We start from the raw sequence: 15,800 nt of genomic DNA on the forward strand, positions 1-15,800 counted from the left end.
CGCCATGAAGCTCGAACACCCGGACCGCCTGATGAACCGCACGCCCCTCTCGCTCGCCGCGCTCGAAACGCACGACGCGTTCGCCGAACGCCATATCGGCCCCGACGCCGCCAGCCAGCAGGCCATGCTCGACACGCTCGGCTTTGCGTCGCGCGCCGCCCTGATGGACGCCGTGATCCCGGCCTCGATCCGCCGCGCCGAAACGCTGCCGCTCGGCCCGTTCGCGCAGCCGAAGAGCGAGGCCGAAGCCCTCGCCGCGCTGCGGGTTCTCGCGGACAAGAACCAGGTGTTCCGCTCGTATATCGGCCAGGGTTACCACGACACGCACACGCCGGCGGTAATCCTGCGCAACGTGCTCGAAAACCCGGCGTGGTACACGGCCTACACGCCGTACCAGCCCGAAATTTCCCAGGGCCGCCTCGAGGCGCTCCTGAACTTCCAGCAGATGGTGGCCGACCTCACGGGCCTCGCGATCTCGAACGCGTCGCTGCTCGATGAAGCAACCGCCGCGGCCGAAGCGATGACGCTGCTGCAGCGCACCGGCAAGCCGGCATCGAACGTGTTCTACGTCGCCGACGACGTGCTGCCGCAGACGCTCGAAGTGATCCGCACGCGCGCGCTGCCGATCGGCATCGAGATCAAGACGGGCCCGGCCGCCGACGCGGCACAATCGAACGCGTTCGGCGTGCTGCTGCAATACCCGGGCGTGAACGGCGACGTGCGCGACTACCGCGCACTCACGGAAGCGATCCACGCGGCCGGCGGCCACGTGGTCGTCGCGGCGGACCTGCTTGCACTCACCGTGCTGACGCCGCCCGGCGAATGGGGCGCGGACGTCGCGATCGGCAACACGCAGCGCTTCGGCGTGCCGATGGGCTTCGGCGGCCCGCACGCCGCGTATCTCGCGGTGCGCGACGAATTCAAGCGCCAGATGCCGGGCCGCCTCGTCGGCGTGACGGTCGACGCGCAGGGCAAGCCCGCGCTGCGCCTTGCGCTGCAGACGCGCGAACAGCACATCCGCCGCGAGAAGGCGACGTCGAACGTGTGTACCGCGCAGGCGCTGCTCGCGATCATGGCCAGCATGTATGCGGTCTACCACGGCCCGCACGGGCTGAAGACGATCGCGCTGCGCGTGAACCGCATCGCGGCGCTGTTCGCCGCCGGCGTGAAGCAGCTCGGCTTCGCGACCGTCAACGACACGTTCTTCGACACGCTGACGATCGACACCGGCGCGCGCACCGCGCAGGTTCACGAATTCGCGAAGGGCAAGCGCATCAATCTGCGCCGCGTGAGCGACACGCAAGTCGGCGTGTCGGTCGACGAAACGACGACGCGCGACGACCTCGCCGATCTGCTCGACGTGTTCGCACAGGCCGCGGGCGGCACCGCGCCGGCCGTCGACGCGCTCGACGCAGGCCTCGCCGGCGTCGCCGCGCTGCCGGCCGGCCTCGAGCGCACGAGCGCGTACCTGACGCACCACGTGTTCAACCGCCACCATTCCGAAACCGAAATGCTGCGCTACCTGCGCAGCCTGTCGGACAAGGATCTCGCGCTCGACCGCTCGATGATCCCGCTCGGCTCGTGCACGATGAAGCTGAACGCGACGTCGGAAATGCTGCCCGTCACGTGGCCCGAGTTCGGCGGCATCCACCCGTTCGCGCCGGCCGACCAGACCGTCGGCTACCGCGAGATGATCGACCAGCTCGAGCAGATGCTCGTCGCGGCCACCGGCTACGCGGCCGTGTCGCTGCAGCCGAACGCGGGCTCGCAGGGCGAGTACGCGGGCCTGCTGATCATCCACGCCTACCACGCGTCGCGCGGCGAAGCCCACCGCGACGTGTGCCTGATCCCGGCGTCCGCGCACGGCACGAACCCGGCATCCGCGCACATGGCCGGCATGAAGGTCGTGGTCGTCGCGTGCGACGCGCAGGGCAACGTCGACATCGCCGACCTGAAGGCGAAGGCCGAGCAGCACTCGAAGGACCTCGCGGCGATCATGATCACGTATCCGTCGACGCACGGCGTGTTCGAGCAGAACGTCCGCGAGATCTGCGAGATCGTGCATGCGCACGGCGGCCAGGTGTACGTCGACGGCGCGAACATGAACGCGATGGTCGGCCTGACCGCGCCGGGCCAGTTCGGCGGCGACGTGTCGCACCTGAACCTGCACAAGACCTTCTGCATCCCGCACGGCGGCGGCGGCCCGGGCGTCGGCCCGGTCGCGGTCGGCGCGCACCTCGCGAAGTTCCTGCCGAACCAGCGTTCGACCGGCTACGCGCGCGACGAAAACGGCATCGGCGCGGTGTCGGCCGCCCCGTACGGCTCGGCGTCGATCCTGCCGATCTCGTGGATGTACATCGCGATGATGGGCGCGAAGAACCTGACCGCCGCGACGGAAACCGCGATCCTCAACGCGAACTACATCGCGAAGCGCCTCGCGCCGCACTACCCGGTGCTGTACTCGGGCCCGGGCGGGCTGGTCGCGCACGAATGCATTCTCGACCTGCGTCCGATCAAGGATTCGAGCGGCATCAGCGTCGACGACGTCGCGAAGCGCCTGATGGACTACGGCTTCCACGCGCCGACGATGAGCTTCCCGGTGCCGGGCACGCTGATGGTCGAGCCGACCGAATCGGAATCGCAGGAAGAACTCGACCGCTTCATCGCCGCGATGATCGCGATCCGCGAGGAAATCCGCGCGGTCGAGGAAGGCCGCGCCGACCGCGAGGACAACCCGCTGCGTCACGCACCGCACACGGCGGCCGTCGTCACCGCGAACGAATGGACGCACGCGTACTCGCGCGAGCAGGCTGCGTACCCGGTCGCGTCACTCGGCACGAACAAGTACTGGCCGCCGGTCGGCCGCGCGGACAACGCGTACGGCGACCGCAACCTGTTCTGCTCGTGCGTGCCGATGTCGGAGTACGCATAACGCGCGCCAGGCCCCGAGCCGTCCGATGGTGATCGCACCGCACGCAACTCCGTGTTGCGTGCGGTTTTTGCGTTCGCCGCCCGGACCGGTGCGCGTTCGTCCGCCAATCCGGCTAACATCACACGCGATCCAGCCAATGAAGGAGTTCCGCATGGTGCGTCCGATGTTTCCGGGCCATGGTGAAATGCAGAGCCGGCCGCGCGCGCGCCGGTTCGTGCCGATGCTCGTCGCGTCGCTGTCGTTTGCCGCCGCCGGTCTCGGCGCGGCCGGCAGCGCGCACGCGGCGATGAATTTCTGCGCGGCGCCGGCACTGCAGGCGAGCGAGACGACGCAGGCCGAGCCGGGCGTGCAGGCGCTGATCCGCAGCGTCGACGCGCGCATCGGCGAGCAGCCGAAGGCGATGCCGCGCGTGCACACCGAGGGCACGCTGCCGCACGAAGGCATCTACGACCAGAGCGCCGCCGCGCTGAAGGACATGGACCTGATGCGCGACGCGGCGCTCGCGTGGCGCGTGACGAACGCGCCGCGCTACCTGCAGCTCGTCGACCGCTTCCTGTCCGCGTGGGTCGCGACCTACCAGCCGAGCTTCAACCCGATCGACGAGACGCGCTTCGAAAGCCTGATCGTCGCGTACGACATGACCGCGAGCGCGCTGCCGGTGAAGACCCGCAACGCGACGGCCGCGTTCATCGCGAAGCTCGGCGCCGGCTATGTCGCACAGATCGACGCGCAGAAGCGCCCGCTCACCGGCACCTGGCGCAACAACTGGCAGAGCCATCGGATCAAGCTGATCGCGCTGTCCGCGTTCACGCTCGGCGACCGCAGGATGATGAACGCCGCGCAGCGGCTGTTCGTCGAGCACCTCGCCGACAACATCGGCCCGGACGGCAAGACGTGGGACTTCGAGGAACGCGATGCGCTGCACTATGCGGTGTACGACCTGCAGCCGCTGGTGACGGCCGCGCTCGCCGCGCGCCGCTTCAACCGCAACTGGCTGCGCGAGCGCGGCGCGAACGGCGCGACGCTCGCGGCCGCGCTCGACTGGCTCGTGCCGTACGCGCTCGGCGAGAAGACCCACGAGGAATTCGTGAATTCGCCGGTGCCGTTCGACGCGAAGCGCCGCGAGGCCGGCCTGCCGGGCTACACGGGGCAGTGGGACCCGAAAAACGCCACCGAACTCTTTCATCTGGCCGCGCGGCTGGACGGGCGCTATGCCCGCGTCGCGCAGCAGCTTTCCCCGACACCGCCCGCATGGCTCGCCGCGTGCCTGCCATTGCAGGCGCGCTAGCACTACTCTTATAAGCAAGGCAGGTATCGAAATGGCAGTCAGCGTGTTTGACCTCTTCAAGATCGGCATCGGTCCGTCCAGTTCGCATACGGTCGGACCGATGCGTGCGGCGCTGATGTTCGTCCAGGGCCTCGAGCGCGACGGGCAGCTCGATGCGACGGCCCACGTGAAGGTCGAGCTGTACGGCTCGCTCGGCGCCACCGGCAAGGGCCACGGCACCGACCGCGGCGTGATGCTCGGCTTGCTCGGCGACGCGCCCGACACCGTCGATCCCGACACGATCGACGCGCGGCTGGAAGACGTCCGCAAGTCGAAGAAGCTCGCGCTGCTCGGCACGCATCCGGTGCCGTTCGTGCTGAAGGAGAACATCGCGTTCTACCGCCAGGCGCTGCCCGAGCACCCGAACGGGATGAAGCTGCGCGCGTCCGACGCGAACGGCGCGGTGCTGGTCGAGCGCACGTACCTGTCGGTCGGCGGCGGCTTCGTCGTGACGGCCGGTGCGCCGAACACGAAGGTGCTGAGCGCGGCCGAGCAGATGACGCACCCGTTCCGCACCGGCGCGGAGCTGCTCGCGCTGACCGAATCGACCGGCAAGTCGATCGCGCAGCTGATGTGGGAAAACGAGCGCGCGTGGCACACCGGGGAAGAAACGCGCGACGGGCTGCTGAAGATCTGGGCCGTGATGCAGTCGTGCGTGTCGCGCGGCTGCGGGATTGGCAACCCCGATGCCGACGGCAACCTGCCCGGCCCGTTCCAGGTCAAGCGCCGCGCGCCGCAGCTGTACCGCACGCTGACGGGAAGCCCGGAGCGCGCGCTGCAGGACCCGCTGTCGATGATCGACTGGATCAACCTGTACGCGATCGCGGTCAACGAGGAAAACGCGGCCGGCGGCCGTGTCGTCACCGCGCCGACCAACGGCGCGGCCGGCATCATCCCGGCCGTCCTTCACTACTACACGCGCTTCACGCCCGGTGCGAACGAACAGGGCGTGATCGACTTCCTGCTGACCGCCGCCGCGATCGGCATTCTCTACAAGCTCAACGCGTCGATCTCGGGCGCGGAAGTCGGCTGCCAGGGTGAAGTGGGCGTTGCATGCTCGATGGCGGCCGGCGCGCTCGCGGCCGTGCTCGGCGGCACGCCGCAGCAGGTCGAGAACGCGGCCGAGATCGGCATGGAGCACAACCTCGGCCTCACCTGCGATCCGGTCGGCGGGATGGTGCAGATCCCGTGCATCGAGCGCAACGCGATGGCGTCGGTGAAGGCCGTCAACGCGGCGCGCATGGCGCTGCGCGGCGACGGCTCGCACTACGTGTCGCTCGACTCGGTGATCAAGACGATGCGCGAGACGGGCGCCGACATGAAGACGAAGTACAAGGAAACGTCGCGCGGCGGGCTCGCGGTGAACATCGTCGAGTGCTGATGCGGTAACGGTGGCGCGTGCACTGCGGCGCGCCGCCACCCTGTTCGCACCGACACTTTTCATCGGCCGGCGTACCGGCGCCCCGCCGACAGGCGTAAGCTGTACGTCCCGCTACCCAGGGAGACGGCAGCCCATGTCGCATTCCAAGGATCTCGAGCCGCGCGCCACCACCGGTGCTCGACTGCTCGTCGATGCGTTGCTCGCCAATCACGTCGAACGCGTGTTCTGCGTGCCGGGCGAGAGTTTCCTCGCCGTACTCGATGCGCTGGCGGACGACACCGCGCGCATCCAGACGGTCGTCTGCCGCCACGAGGCGGCCGCCGCGAACATGGCCGAGGCCGTCGGCAAGCTGACCGGCCGCCCCGGCATCGCGTTCGTCACGCGCGGGCCCGGCGCGACGCATGCGTCGATCGGCGTGCACACCGCATTCCAGGATTCGACGCCGATGATCCTGTTCGTCGGCCAGTGCGCGCGCGAGCACCTCGACCGCGAAGCCTTCCAGGAAATCGACTACCGCCGGATGTTCGGCCAGATGGCGAAATGGGTCGCGCAGATCGACGACCCGCGCCGCATCCCCGAATACCTGAGCCATGCATTCCACGTCGCGATGTCGGGCCGGCCCGGCCCGGTCGTGCTCGCGCTGCCGGAAGACGTGCTGTCCGAAGCGTGCGCGCCGCAGCCCGTCGTGCCGGCCGCGAAACGCGTCGCCGCCGCGCCGTCGGCCGCGCAGATCGACGAGCTGCGCGAGCGGCTCGCGCGCGCGGAACGGCCGTTCGCGATCGTCGGCGGCAGCGGCTGGACGCCCGACGCGTGCGCGAACCTGCGCAGCTTCGTCGAGCGCTGGCAGCTGCCGGTCGCGTGCGCGTTCCGCTACCAGGACACGATCGACAACGCGCACCCGAACTACGCGGGCGATGTCGGGCTCGGGATCAATCCCGCGCTCGCGAAGCGCATCCGCGACGCCGACCTGCTGCTCGTGATCGGGCCGCGCCTCGGCGAAGCGACGACCGGCGGCTACACGCTGCTCGACATCCCGAAGACGCGCCAGACGCTGATCCACGTGCACCAGGGCGCGGACGAGCTTGGCCGCGTATATGCGGCCGACCTGCCGATCGTGTCGGGGATGCCCGAGATCGCCGCGCCGCTCGCCGCGCTCGAACCGCCCGAGCACCCCGTATGGGCCGGCGCGGCCGCCGATGCGCATCGCGCGTACCGCGAATGGCACGCGCCGCTGCCGATGCCCGGCGACGTCCAGCTCGGCGACGTGATGGTGCAGTTGCGCGAGCGCCTGCCGCACGACGCGATCCTGACCAACGGCGCCGGCAACTATGCGATCTGGCTGCATCGCCACTTCGCGTACCGGCACTTCCGCTCGCAGCTCGCGCCGACGAGCGGCGCGATGGGCTACGGCATCCCGGCCGCGCTCGCCGCGAAGTCGCTGTACCCGTCGCGGGCCGTCGTCGCGCTCGCGGGCGACGGCTGCTTCATGATGGCCGGCAACGAGCTTGCCACCGCGATGCAGTACGGGCTGAACATCGTCGCGATCGTCGTCAACAACGGGCATTTCGGCACGATCCGCATGCATCAGGAGCGCAACTACCCGGGCCGTGTGCACGGCACGGGGCTCACGAATCCCGATTTCGCCGCGTATGCGCGCGCATTCGGCGCACATGGCGAGACGGTCGAGCGCACCGCCGATTTCGCGCCCGCGCTCGAGCGCGCGCTGACCTGCGGGCTGCCTGCGCTGATCGAGATCCGCATCCCGCAGGACGCCAGCACGCCGGCCGCGACGCTCGAACAGATCCGCGAGCAGGGCCGCCGCGCGCGCGGCGGATGACGGTGGAAACGCGCACCGCGCCGCCCGTCGTCGCGCTGTCGCACGACGACGCGCTCGTGTTCCCCGGCACGCTGCTCGCGCCGGACGGCACGCTCGTCGCGCCTTACGACGTCGAGCATGGCCATGCCCGCGCCGTCGGCCACGTGCCGGCTGCGGCGGCGCTCGGCCTGCTGCATGCCGCGCATCGGCCATTCCGGCTCGACTACGACGGCGTACGGCATGTGCACGTGATCAACGGGATGGGTGTCACGCTCGGCGATTCGGTGATCGGGCTGACCGCGCTCACCGCACTGCGCGCGGCGCACGCGGGCCTGCGTTTCACGCTGTACCGGCCGGCCCGCGCCCCGCGCTACGTCGACGCGCTGTATGCGCTCGCGGCCGACGTCGTCGCGCCGTCGCGCACGCTGCCGTGCCCCGTCGAAGCGCTGCCCGCGGACGCGCCGCGCATCGACATCGGCAATCACCTGTACTGGCCCGCATTCGCGCGGCTGCCGATGATCGATTTCTTCCTCGACGCGCTCGGCGCCGACCCTGCCGCCGTACCGGCCGCCGCGAAGCGCAACCGCTGGCTCGCGCGGCTGCCGCTGCCCGCGCTGCCGGCCGCATGGCAGCGGCCGTACGTGCTGTTCTGTCCGAATGCGAGCACCGCGGTGCGCAGCGTGCCGCCCGCGCTGCGCGCGGCGTTCGTGGAACGGCTCGCGCAACGCTACGGGCTGCCGGTGGCCGGGTTCGGCCCCGTCGCGCATCCGGCCTACACCGACGTGAGCGGCGACGCGACCGATACCGCGCGCTTCATCGCATGGGTCAAGGGGGCAAGCCTGCTGTTCGCGCCGGACACGGCCGCGCTGCATCTCGCCGACGGCTTCGACGTGCCGACGCTCGCATGTTTCACGACGATCGGGCCGGCGCTGCGCGTGCGCGACTATCCGCATTGCGTGCCGGTCGAACTCGACGTGCCGGCCGAATTGCGCGGGCTGCATCGCAGCGAGCGGCCGGACGATCTCGCGGCGGTCGAAGCCGCGTATCGCGCGATCGACTGGGATGCACGCGCGTGGCCGACGCCGCGCGAAGCGGCGACCACCACCGGATAAGGAAACAGGACGCGACAGCCAGCCGGAACGACGGCGGTGCCGCCGCGATCACCCCGCCGCGACCATCGCTGCGCGATCGCGCAGCGTCTCCGACGGACGCTTGCCGAACAGCCTTCGGTAATCGGTCGCGAACTGGCTGAGATGCCAGAAGCCCCACGCCTCCGCGACGTCCTGCACCGAGCCTGCCGCGCGCCCGCACAGATCGCGCCGCGCGCCGTTCAGCCGCAGCGTGCGCAGATAGGTCGCGGGCGCCATCCCGAGCACGTCCTGGAAGCAGTACTGCAGCGTGCGCCGGCTCACGTGCAACTGTTCGCACAGCTCGGGCACGCCGACCGGGCGCGTGCGGTGCGCAAGCACGTAGTCGCGCGCCTGGTCGACGATCCAGCGGCGCGTCGACGGCGCGCGGCCGGCGCCGTCGTCGGCCGGTTGCGCGCACGCATCGAACAGCGCGGCCAGCACCTCGGCCTGCAGGTCGTCGCGCTGCGCATCGGGCAGCGGGCCGGCCACGGCCACCGCGCCGTCGAGCCGGCGGCCGAGCAGCGCGCACAGGCGCGCGAGCCGCGCATCGCCGACCTGCATCACGCGCCGCGTGAACAGCCGCTCGTCGAGCGCGCAGCGTTCGACCTCCTCCGCATAGCGGCGCAGCACATCGCCGCGCACGACGACGCCGTAGATCGAGAACTGCGCAGGCGTCAGCAGTTCGAATTCGACGTTGCCGGGCCGGAACGCGAGCGCGCCGGGCCCGATACGGCATGCATCGACGCGGGCCGTGCCGTCGCACACGAGCGGGATGCCGAACCAGTACGCATCGCCGCGCACCTCGCATGCCTGGCGCAGCAGATGACTGGTCGATTCTCGAAACAGCTTCATCGTGTCGAGCGGCAGCTCGGTCAGCGTGCCGACGAAGCGGCCGGCCGCGAGCTGGTCGTAGGTCTGCCGCCAGCCGATCAGGTTGCGCGCCTGCTCGTCAGCGTCGTGCGCAACGCTGACGACCGCCTGCCCGGCCAGCGCGTCGTCGCCTTGCGCATTGCGACGCGTGTCTTCGGCCGTCGGCTCTTCGATACTCGCCACGTGTTGATCCATCGTGTTCTCCCTCACCTGCCCGGAACCGCATCTGTCACGCAAGTCCCGTGCCGAACCGTGCGGCCCGGCGCACAACCCGTCATTTCACGCTGTCCGGCCGTTGCGCGCGATACGGGCGCACCCGAAGGCGGCATGCCGCGCACGTCGCCGGTGCGATCCGCGCTGCGACCGCGCATGTCCGCCGCCGGCTACCGAATACCGAATATCGACTTACCCGGCCGGCTTCAGCCGCACGACCCGCGTGCCGCAGTTGCCGTACGCCTGCGCGACCGCCAGCTCGACGATCGCGCTGCCGGCCGGCCAGGGCGCCGCGTCCGCTTCGGGCAAATCGGCACGCAGCGTCGCGCGGCCGTTGATCCGGTAGCGGATGCCGCGCACGAAATCGACGAACAGCAACCCGACCCCGCTGCCGTCGCACGTTGTCGCGTCGATCCGGCCATCGCCGTGCGCGGGCAACACGAACCGCAGCGTCTTCGTGTCGATCACGCGAACGACGGGCAGCAGGTCGCCGTTCGCGTCGCGCAGGCTCTGCACGATGTCGCAGGTCATGGGTGCGCGTCCTCCGCATGCAGTGCCGACGAACATGAACGGCTGCGTTTCGACGAACTGCCGCACGCCGATGCTCACGCGCGTCGTGACGGCGTCGCTCATCCGCTCGGCTTCGTCCGCGGCGCCGAAGCGGTGCTGCGCATCGAGTTCGCCCGCGTGGAATACGGGGTGGCGCGGAAAGGATCGGAGAAGCTCTGCCATGCCGGTTTCCGTTACACGCATCGGCGCACCGGACCGCAGCGAACACGCGGCGGCCGGTATCGTTTCCGGCGTTGGCCGCAACGGTGCGTGGCCAACACCAGGGGTCGGATGTCGAAGTCGAAAAATGGCGAAGTGCCGGGTGACCGGATAGCCGGATAGCCGGCAGTCAGCACATCGCACCCGTGCGTGCGCCGCTCGACGGTCGGGCAAACGTCGCCCAACCGTCGAACGTTCTATGCAGCCCGCGCATCACGCGTGTCACCGCCGAACACCGGCAACCGTACGGCCGGCGCTGCTTTGCCGACCGGCCGGCCCCGGCGCTTCGCCCCTGCCTTGACGATCAGGTCAGAAGAACCCGAGCGCCTCGGCCTGGTAGCTGACCAGCAGGCACTTCGTCTGCTGATAGTTCGACAGCGCCATCTTGTGCGTCTCGCGACCGATCCCCGACTGCTTGTAGCCGCCGAACGCCGCGTGCGCCGGGTACAGGTGGTAGCAGTTGGTCCACACGCGGCCAGCCTCGATCTCGCGGCCCATCCGGTACGCACGCGTGCCGTCGCGCGTCCACACGCCAGCGCCGAGCCCGTAGAACGTGTCGTTCGCGAGTTCGATCGCTTCCTGCTCGTCCTTGAACGTCATCACCGACGCGACCGGCCCGAAGATCTCTTCCTGGAACACGCGCATCTTGTTGTTGCCGAGCAGCATCGTCGGCTTCACGTAGTAGCCCGTGCCGAGTTCGGCCGCCGGCGCCGTGCGTTCGCCGCCCGTCAGGCATTGCGCGCCTTCGCCGCGGCCGATGTCGATGTACGACAGGATCTTGTCGAGCTGCTGCTGCGACGCCTGCGCGCCGATCATCGTCTGCAGGTCGAGCGGGTGGCCGGACTTGATGCGCTCGACGCGCGCGACGGCCTTCTCGATGAAGCGTTCGTAGATCGATTCCTGGATCAGGATGCGCGACGGGCACGTGCACACTTCGCCCTGGTTCAGCGCGAACATCGCGAGCCCTTCGAGCGCCTTGTCGAGGTACGCGTCTTCCCGATCGAGCACGTCGGCGAAGAAGATGTTCGGGCTCTTGCCGCCCAGCTCGACCGTCGACGGGATCAGGCTCTCGGCCGCCGCGCGCAGGATGTGCTTGCCGACCGGCGTCGAGCCCGTGAACGCGATCTTCGCGATCCGCTTGCTGGTCGCGAGCGCTTCGCCCGCTTCCTTGCCGAAGCCGTTCACGATGTTGATCGTGCCGGCCGGGAACAGGTCGCCGATCAGTTCCATCAGCACGAGCACCGACGCGGGCGTCTGCTCGGCCGGCTTCATCACGACGCAGCAGCCGGCCGCGAGCGCCGGCGCCAGCTTCCACGCGGCCATCAGCAGCGGGAAGTTCCACGGGATGATCTGGCCGACGACGCCGAGCGGCTCGTGGAAGTGGTACGCGACGGTGTTGTCGTCGATTTCGGAAATGCCGCCTTCCTGCGCGCGGATGCAGCCCGCGAAGTAGCGGAAGTGGTCGACCGCGAGCGGCAGGTCGGCCGCCATCGTCTCGCGCAGCGGCTTGCCGTTGTCGATCGTCTCGGCCACGGCCAGCAGCTTCAGGTTCTTTTCCATCCGGTCGGCGGCGGCGAGCAGCAGGTTCGCGCGCTCGGCCACGGACGTCTTGCCCCACTTGCGGCGCGCGGCATGCGCGGCGTCCAGCGCCAGCTCGATATCGTCGGCGCCCGAGCGCGGAATGCGGCAGAACGGCTGGCCGTTGATCGGCGACACGTTCTCGAAATACTCGCCGTTCACCGGCGCCACCCACTTGCCGCCGATGTAGTTGTCGTACTGCTGACGGTACGGGTATTCGACGTCGAGGCCCAGTTGTTTCAGGTCAAACGGGTTCATACATGTCTCCTGTTCATCGTGCTTGTGTGAATGCAGCGCCGGTTGGATCGCGCTGCATCGGTTTACGCAACATGCGTGCCAAACGGACGGGAGCAGAACGAATGCACGACGACCACGGCCGGCCCGCGTGCGCGCCGTGCGGTGTTCACGCACGCAGCGCGGCGGGTGTACCGATTCGGAACACCGCGATTGCGCAGCGGCGTGGCCGGTGTTCGGATTTTCCACAATGGCCGTGCCGGACCGCACAGGCATGTGGGCCGCGACGCGTGGCATGTCGTTTGCGTGCGAACCGCGCATCCCGTCCACACGCAGCGGCGTTCGCGCCGGCCGACACCATGAGCGACCCGGCCCCCCTGACCGACGACGCCGTCGCGTTCATCCGCGAGCAGGCGTTCCTGATCGTCGCGACCGCCGACGCGGCGGGCGACAGCGACTGCTCGTACCGCGGCCGCCAGCCGCGCGCCGACGGCTCGTTCGAGCCGCTCGTCGACATCCCCGACCGCCGCACGCTCGTGCTGCCCGACTTCGCGGGCAACAACCTGTTCAACACGATCGGCAACCTGCTCGTGAATCCGGCCATCGCGCTGCTGTTCGTCGATTTCATGCGCCAGACGACCTGGCTCGTGCAGGGCCGCGCGACGATCGACGAGGATGCGGGAAGCCGCGCGCATCTGTGGCCCGACGCGCGGCGCTATGTGGTGATTGAGGTGGAGTACGCGCAGGCGCGCGCTGATGCGGCGCTGCCGCCGCTGGTGCTGGCGTGATGTGATGCGTTTGGCGGATCGTCAGCGTGCGGATGCGATGATTCGGCAATGCACCGGCACCCCGGCTGCCATCGCCAAAACACCCATGCGCGACGACGCGACGCTCAACGCCCGCGGGTCTCCGCACAAGCCGGTTCGATCCGGCTGCGCGCGGGCGCGTCGGCAGGCGCATGCCCGTCCGCGTTGTCGTCCGCTTCAGCCGCCGGCCGCCCGCCGAGAAACACGAACACCACCACCGCGCACAGCACCGTGACGACGGCCAGCCCGGTCAGCAACCGGTCGAACGCATGCGTGTAACTCGCGAGCAGCGCCGCATGGCCGACACCCGGCAACGCAGCGGCCGCACCAGCAAGATCGCCGGTCGCGAGCCGCGCGGCCGCACGCAGCGTCGCGTCGGGCGTGCCGGCGGCACCGGCCGCCTGCCGCAGCCCCGTCTGCGCGAGCGCGGCCAGCACCGCGCCGACGATCGCGAGCGCGATCCCCTCGCCGGCCACGCGCGTCGTGCTGAAGATCCCAGTCGCCATCCCCGCGCGCTCCTTCGGCACGACGCTCACCGACAACCCGTCCATCAGCCCCCACGGCATCCCGGCGCCGACGCCGATCGCCAGCATCGGCGCGATCGCCGCCGGCCCCGCGCCGCCGCGCAGCGCTTCACCCAGCCACACGAGCCCGCCGGCCGCGACCAGCAGCCCGAGCGCCGAGATCACGCCGGCCGACAGCCAGCGCGTGAGCGTTGCCGCAACGAACGGCACGACGAGCATCGGCGCGGAGATCGCGAGCATCAGCCAGCCGGCGTCGATCTCGCTGAAGCCGTCGATGCCGATGAAGCGCAGCGGCAGCACGACGAGCAGCACGATGTAGCAGCAGCAGGTCGACACCGGCAGCACCTGCACGCCGACGAAGCGCGCGATGCGGAACAGCGACAGGTCGAGCATCGGCCGCGCGACGCGCGTCTCGATCGTCACGAACGCGCATGCGCCGAGCGCCGCGCCGGCCAGCAGCACGATCACGAGCGGGCTCGTCCAGCCGCGCGCGGGCGCCTCGATCACGCCGAACGTGAACAGTGTCAGCGCGACGGTGAACGCGGCCGTGCCGGGCCAGTCGAGCCCCGTCGCATGCGGGTCCCGCGACTCGTGCATGCGCGGCAGCCCGAACGCGAGCGACAGCACGCCGGCCACCGCGCTCGTCGCGAAGATCGCGCGCCAGCCGTAGTGCCCGATCAGGCCGCCGGCCAGCACGGGCCCGAACGCGAGCCCGATGCCGAAGGTCGTGCCGAGCAGGCTGAACGCGCGCGTGCGCGCCGCACCGTCGAACTCCTGCGCGAGCGCGGCCGTGCCGCCCGCGAGCGCCGCGGCGGCCGCGAGCCCTTGCGCGGCGCGCAGCAGGTCGACCGCCAGCATCGACGGCGCGAACGCGAGCGCAACCGACATCAGCGTGAAACCGCCGACGCCGAGCGCGAACAGCCGCTTGCGGCCGAACTGGTCGGCCAGCGCGCCGGCCGCCATCAGGAAACTGCCGAACGCAAGCATGAACGCGTTGGTGATCCAGTTCATCGCGACCGTGCCGCCGTGCAGGTCGCGGCCGATCGCCGGCGTCGCGACCGCGCCGCCCGAAAACGACAGCGGCAGCGCGACGGCGGCCATGCAGACGGCGGCCAGCACCCACGCACGCCGCCGCGCCGAAGCCGCTGATACGGCTGAAAACGGGTGATCCATCATCGCTCCTCGAAAAGCCGGCGCGGATGCGCCGCCAGAGCGACAGAAGATAAATCCGATTCAATCCGCGAAAAAACTACGCGAAATTCCATATATAACGGACTAGAATTCCGCAATTCACTCGGCCGCGCCCCGCCGGCGCATGCACCTCGATTCGATGGAAAACCTGACCGGCATCGTCGCCTTCGTCCGCACCGCCGAAGCGCTGAGCTTCGTCGCGGCCGGCCGCGCGCTTGGCATCTCGGCGTCGGCGGTCGGCAAGACGATCGCGAAACTCGAGCAGTCGCTCGGCGTGCGCCTGTTCAACCGCACGACACGGCGCGTCACGCTCACTGAAGAGGGGCGGCACTTCTACGAACGCTGCCAGCGAATCCTCGAGGATTTCCGCGATGCGGAAGCGACCGTGACGGCATCGGCGCAGCGCCCGCGCGGCAAGCTGCGCGTGAGCCTGCCGGTGATCGGCTACCGCTTCCTGCTGCCGGTGCTGCCCGAGTTCCGGCAGCGCTATCCGGAAGTCGAGCTCGATCTCGACTTCAACGACCGGATGGTCGACGTCGTCGAAGGCGGCTTCGATGCGGTGATCCGCAGCGGCCCGCTATCGGATTCGAGCCTGATGTCGCGGCGGCTCGGCCCGTTTGCATTCGTGCTGTGCGCGACGCCCGCGTATCTCGCGCGGGCCGGCACGCCGCACACGCCGCGCGATCTCGAAGCGCACGAGTGCGTGCGCTACTGCTTCCCGACCACCGGCAAGCTGCAGGACTGGGCACTCGCGGCCGACGACGGCACGCCGCTGAAGCTGCGCACCGCGATGACCTGCAACAACATGGAAGCGCTGCGCGGCACGGTGCTCGCGGGGCTCGGCATCGGCTACATGCCCGATTTCCTCGCACGCGACGCGCTCGAACACGGCGCGCTCGTCACCGTGCTCGACGACTACCGGATCGCGCCGGGGCAGTTCTCGATCGTGTGGCCGTCGAGCCGGCAGTTGTCGCCGAAGCTGCGCGTGTTCGTCGATTTCCTGTGCGAGCGGCTGTTCAGGTAGCCGCGG

At 69.8% G+C, this 15,800-nt stretch carries 11 protein-coding genes; 7 read left to right on the forward strand and 4 right to left on the reverse strand.

The annotated features are described in order from the left end of the window. The first annotated feature begins 4 nt into the window (after nt 1-4). The 5 genes from gcvP to DM992_RS03215 all read left to right on the forward strand — a co-directional run bounded on the left by gcvP (nt 5) and on the right by DM992_RS03215 (nt 8,568). Complete coding sequence (gene gcvP / locus DM992_RS03190; RefSeq protein WP_111015608.1) at nt 5-2,932, forward strand: aminomethyl-transferring glycine dehydrogenase; 2,928 nt, start codon at nt 5-7, stop codon at nt 2,930-2,932. Between the two features lie 151 nt (nt 2,933-3,083). Next, nucleotides 3,084-4,220 (forward strand): alginate lyase family protein, encoded by a 1,137-nt coding sequence (locus DM992_RS03195; protein ID WP_111017778.1) that lies wholly within the window; start codon nt 3,084-3,086, stop codon nt 4,218-4,220. Nucleotides 4,221-4,251: 31 nt separating this feature from the next. Then, the gene (locus DM992_RS03200) at nt 4,252-5,640 is read left to right on the forward strand and encodes an L-serine ammonia-lyase (RefSeq protein WP_111015609.1); all 1,389 of its coding nucleotides are present in this window, start codon (nt 4,252-4,254) and stop codon (nt 5,638-5,640) included. 133 nt (nt 5,641-5,773) lie between these two features. Then, nucleotides 5,774-7,477: a thiamine pyrophosphate-binding protein gene (locus DM992_RS03210; protein WP_111015611.1), complete on the forward strand. Its 1,704-nt coding sequence runs from the start codon at nt 5,774-5,776 to the stop codon at nt 7,475-7,477. Then, nucleotides 7,474-8,568, forward strand: a complete 1,095-nt coding sequence (locus DM992_RS03215) for an ADP-heptose--LPS heptosyltransferase (protein WP_111015612.1) — start codon at nt 7,474-7,476, stop codon at nt 8,566-8,568. Before DM992_RS03210 ends, DM992_RS03215 begins: the two co-directional genes overlap by 4 nt. Nucleotides 8,569-8,616: 48 nt before the next feature. Here DM992_RS03215 and DM992_RS03220 read toward each other — a convergent pair whose 3' ends face one another. From DM992_RS03220 to DM992_RS03230, 3 genes are all read right to left on the reverse strand, one after another. Then, nucleotides 8,617-9,651, reverse strand: coding sequence for a helix-turn-helix domain-containing protein (locus DM992_RS03220; protein WP_111015613.1), 1,035 nt, complete (start codon nt 9,649-9,651; stop codon nt 8,617-8,619). A 210-nt stretch (nt 9,652-9,861) separates the two neighbouring features. Next, complete coding sequence (locus DM992_RS03225) at nt 9,862-10,401, reverse strand: hypothetical protein (RefSeq protein WP_111017779.1); 540 nt, start codon at nt 10,399-10,401, stop codon at nt 9,862-9,864. Nucleotides 10,402-10,746: 345 nt separating this feature from the next. After that, nucleotides 10,747-12,273 carry an aldehyde dehydrogenase family protein gene (locus DM992_RS03230; protein ID WP_111015614.1) on the reverse strand — a complete coding sequence of 509 codons (1,527 nt, stop codon included), beginning with the start codon at nt 12,271-12,273 and terminating at the stop codon, nt 10,747-10,749. Nucleotides 12,274-12,608: 335 nt separating this feature from the next. Between DM992_RS03230 and DM992_RS03235 the strand changes: the two genes are divergently transcribed. After that, nucleotides 12,609-13,037 (forward strand): pyridoxamine 5'-phosphate oxidase family protein, encoded by a 429-nt coding sequence (locus DM992_RS03235; RefSeq protein ID WP_111015615.1) that lies wholly within the window; start codon nt 12,609-12,611, stop codon nt 13,035-13,037. 104 nt (nt 13,038-13,141) lie between these two features. Here the strand turns inward: DM992_RS03235 and DM992_RS03240 are convergent, their stop codons facing one another. Next, on the reverse strand, nt 13,142-14,752 hold the full coding sequence (locus tag DM992_RS03240; protein WP_111015616.1) for an MFS transporter: 1,611 nt from the start codon (nt 14,750-14,752) through the stop codon (nt 13,142-13,144). A 157-nt stretch (nt 14,753-14,909) separates the two neighbouring features. On the opposite strand from DM992_RS03240, the gene DM992_RS03245 reads away from it, so the two are divergent. Next, a complete protein-coding gene (locus DM992_RS03245; RefSeq protein ID WP_111017780.1) occupies nt 14,910-15,794 on the forward strand; it encodes a LysR family transcriptional regulator in 885 nt (294 codons plus the stop codon). Nucleotides 15,795-15,800 lie beyond the last annotated feature (6 nt).

The sequence above is a fragment of the Burkholderia sp. JP2-270 genome (genome assembly GCF_003233675.1).
GTDB classification, from domain to species: domain Bacteria; phylum Pseudomonadota; class Gammaproteobacteria; order Burkholderiales; family Burkholderiaceae; genus Burkholderia; species Burkholderia pyrrocinia_C.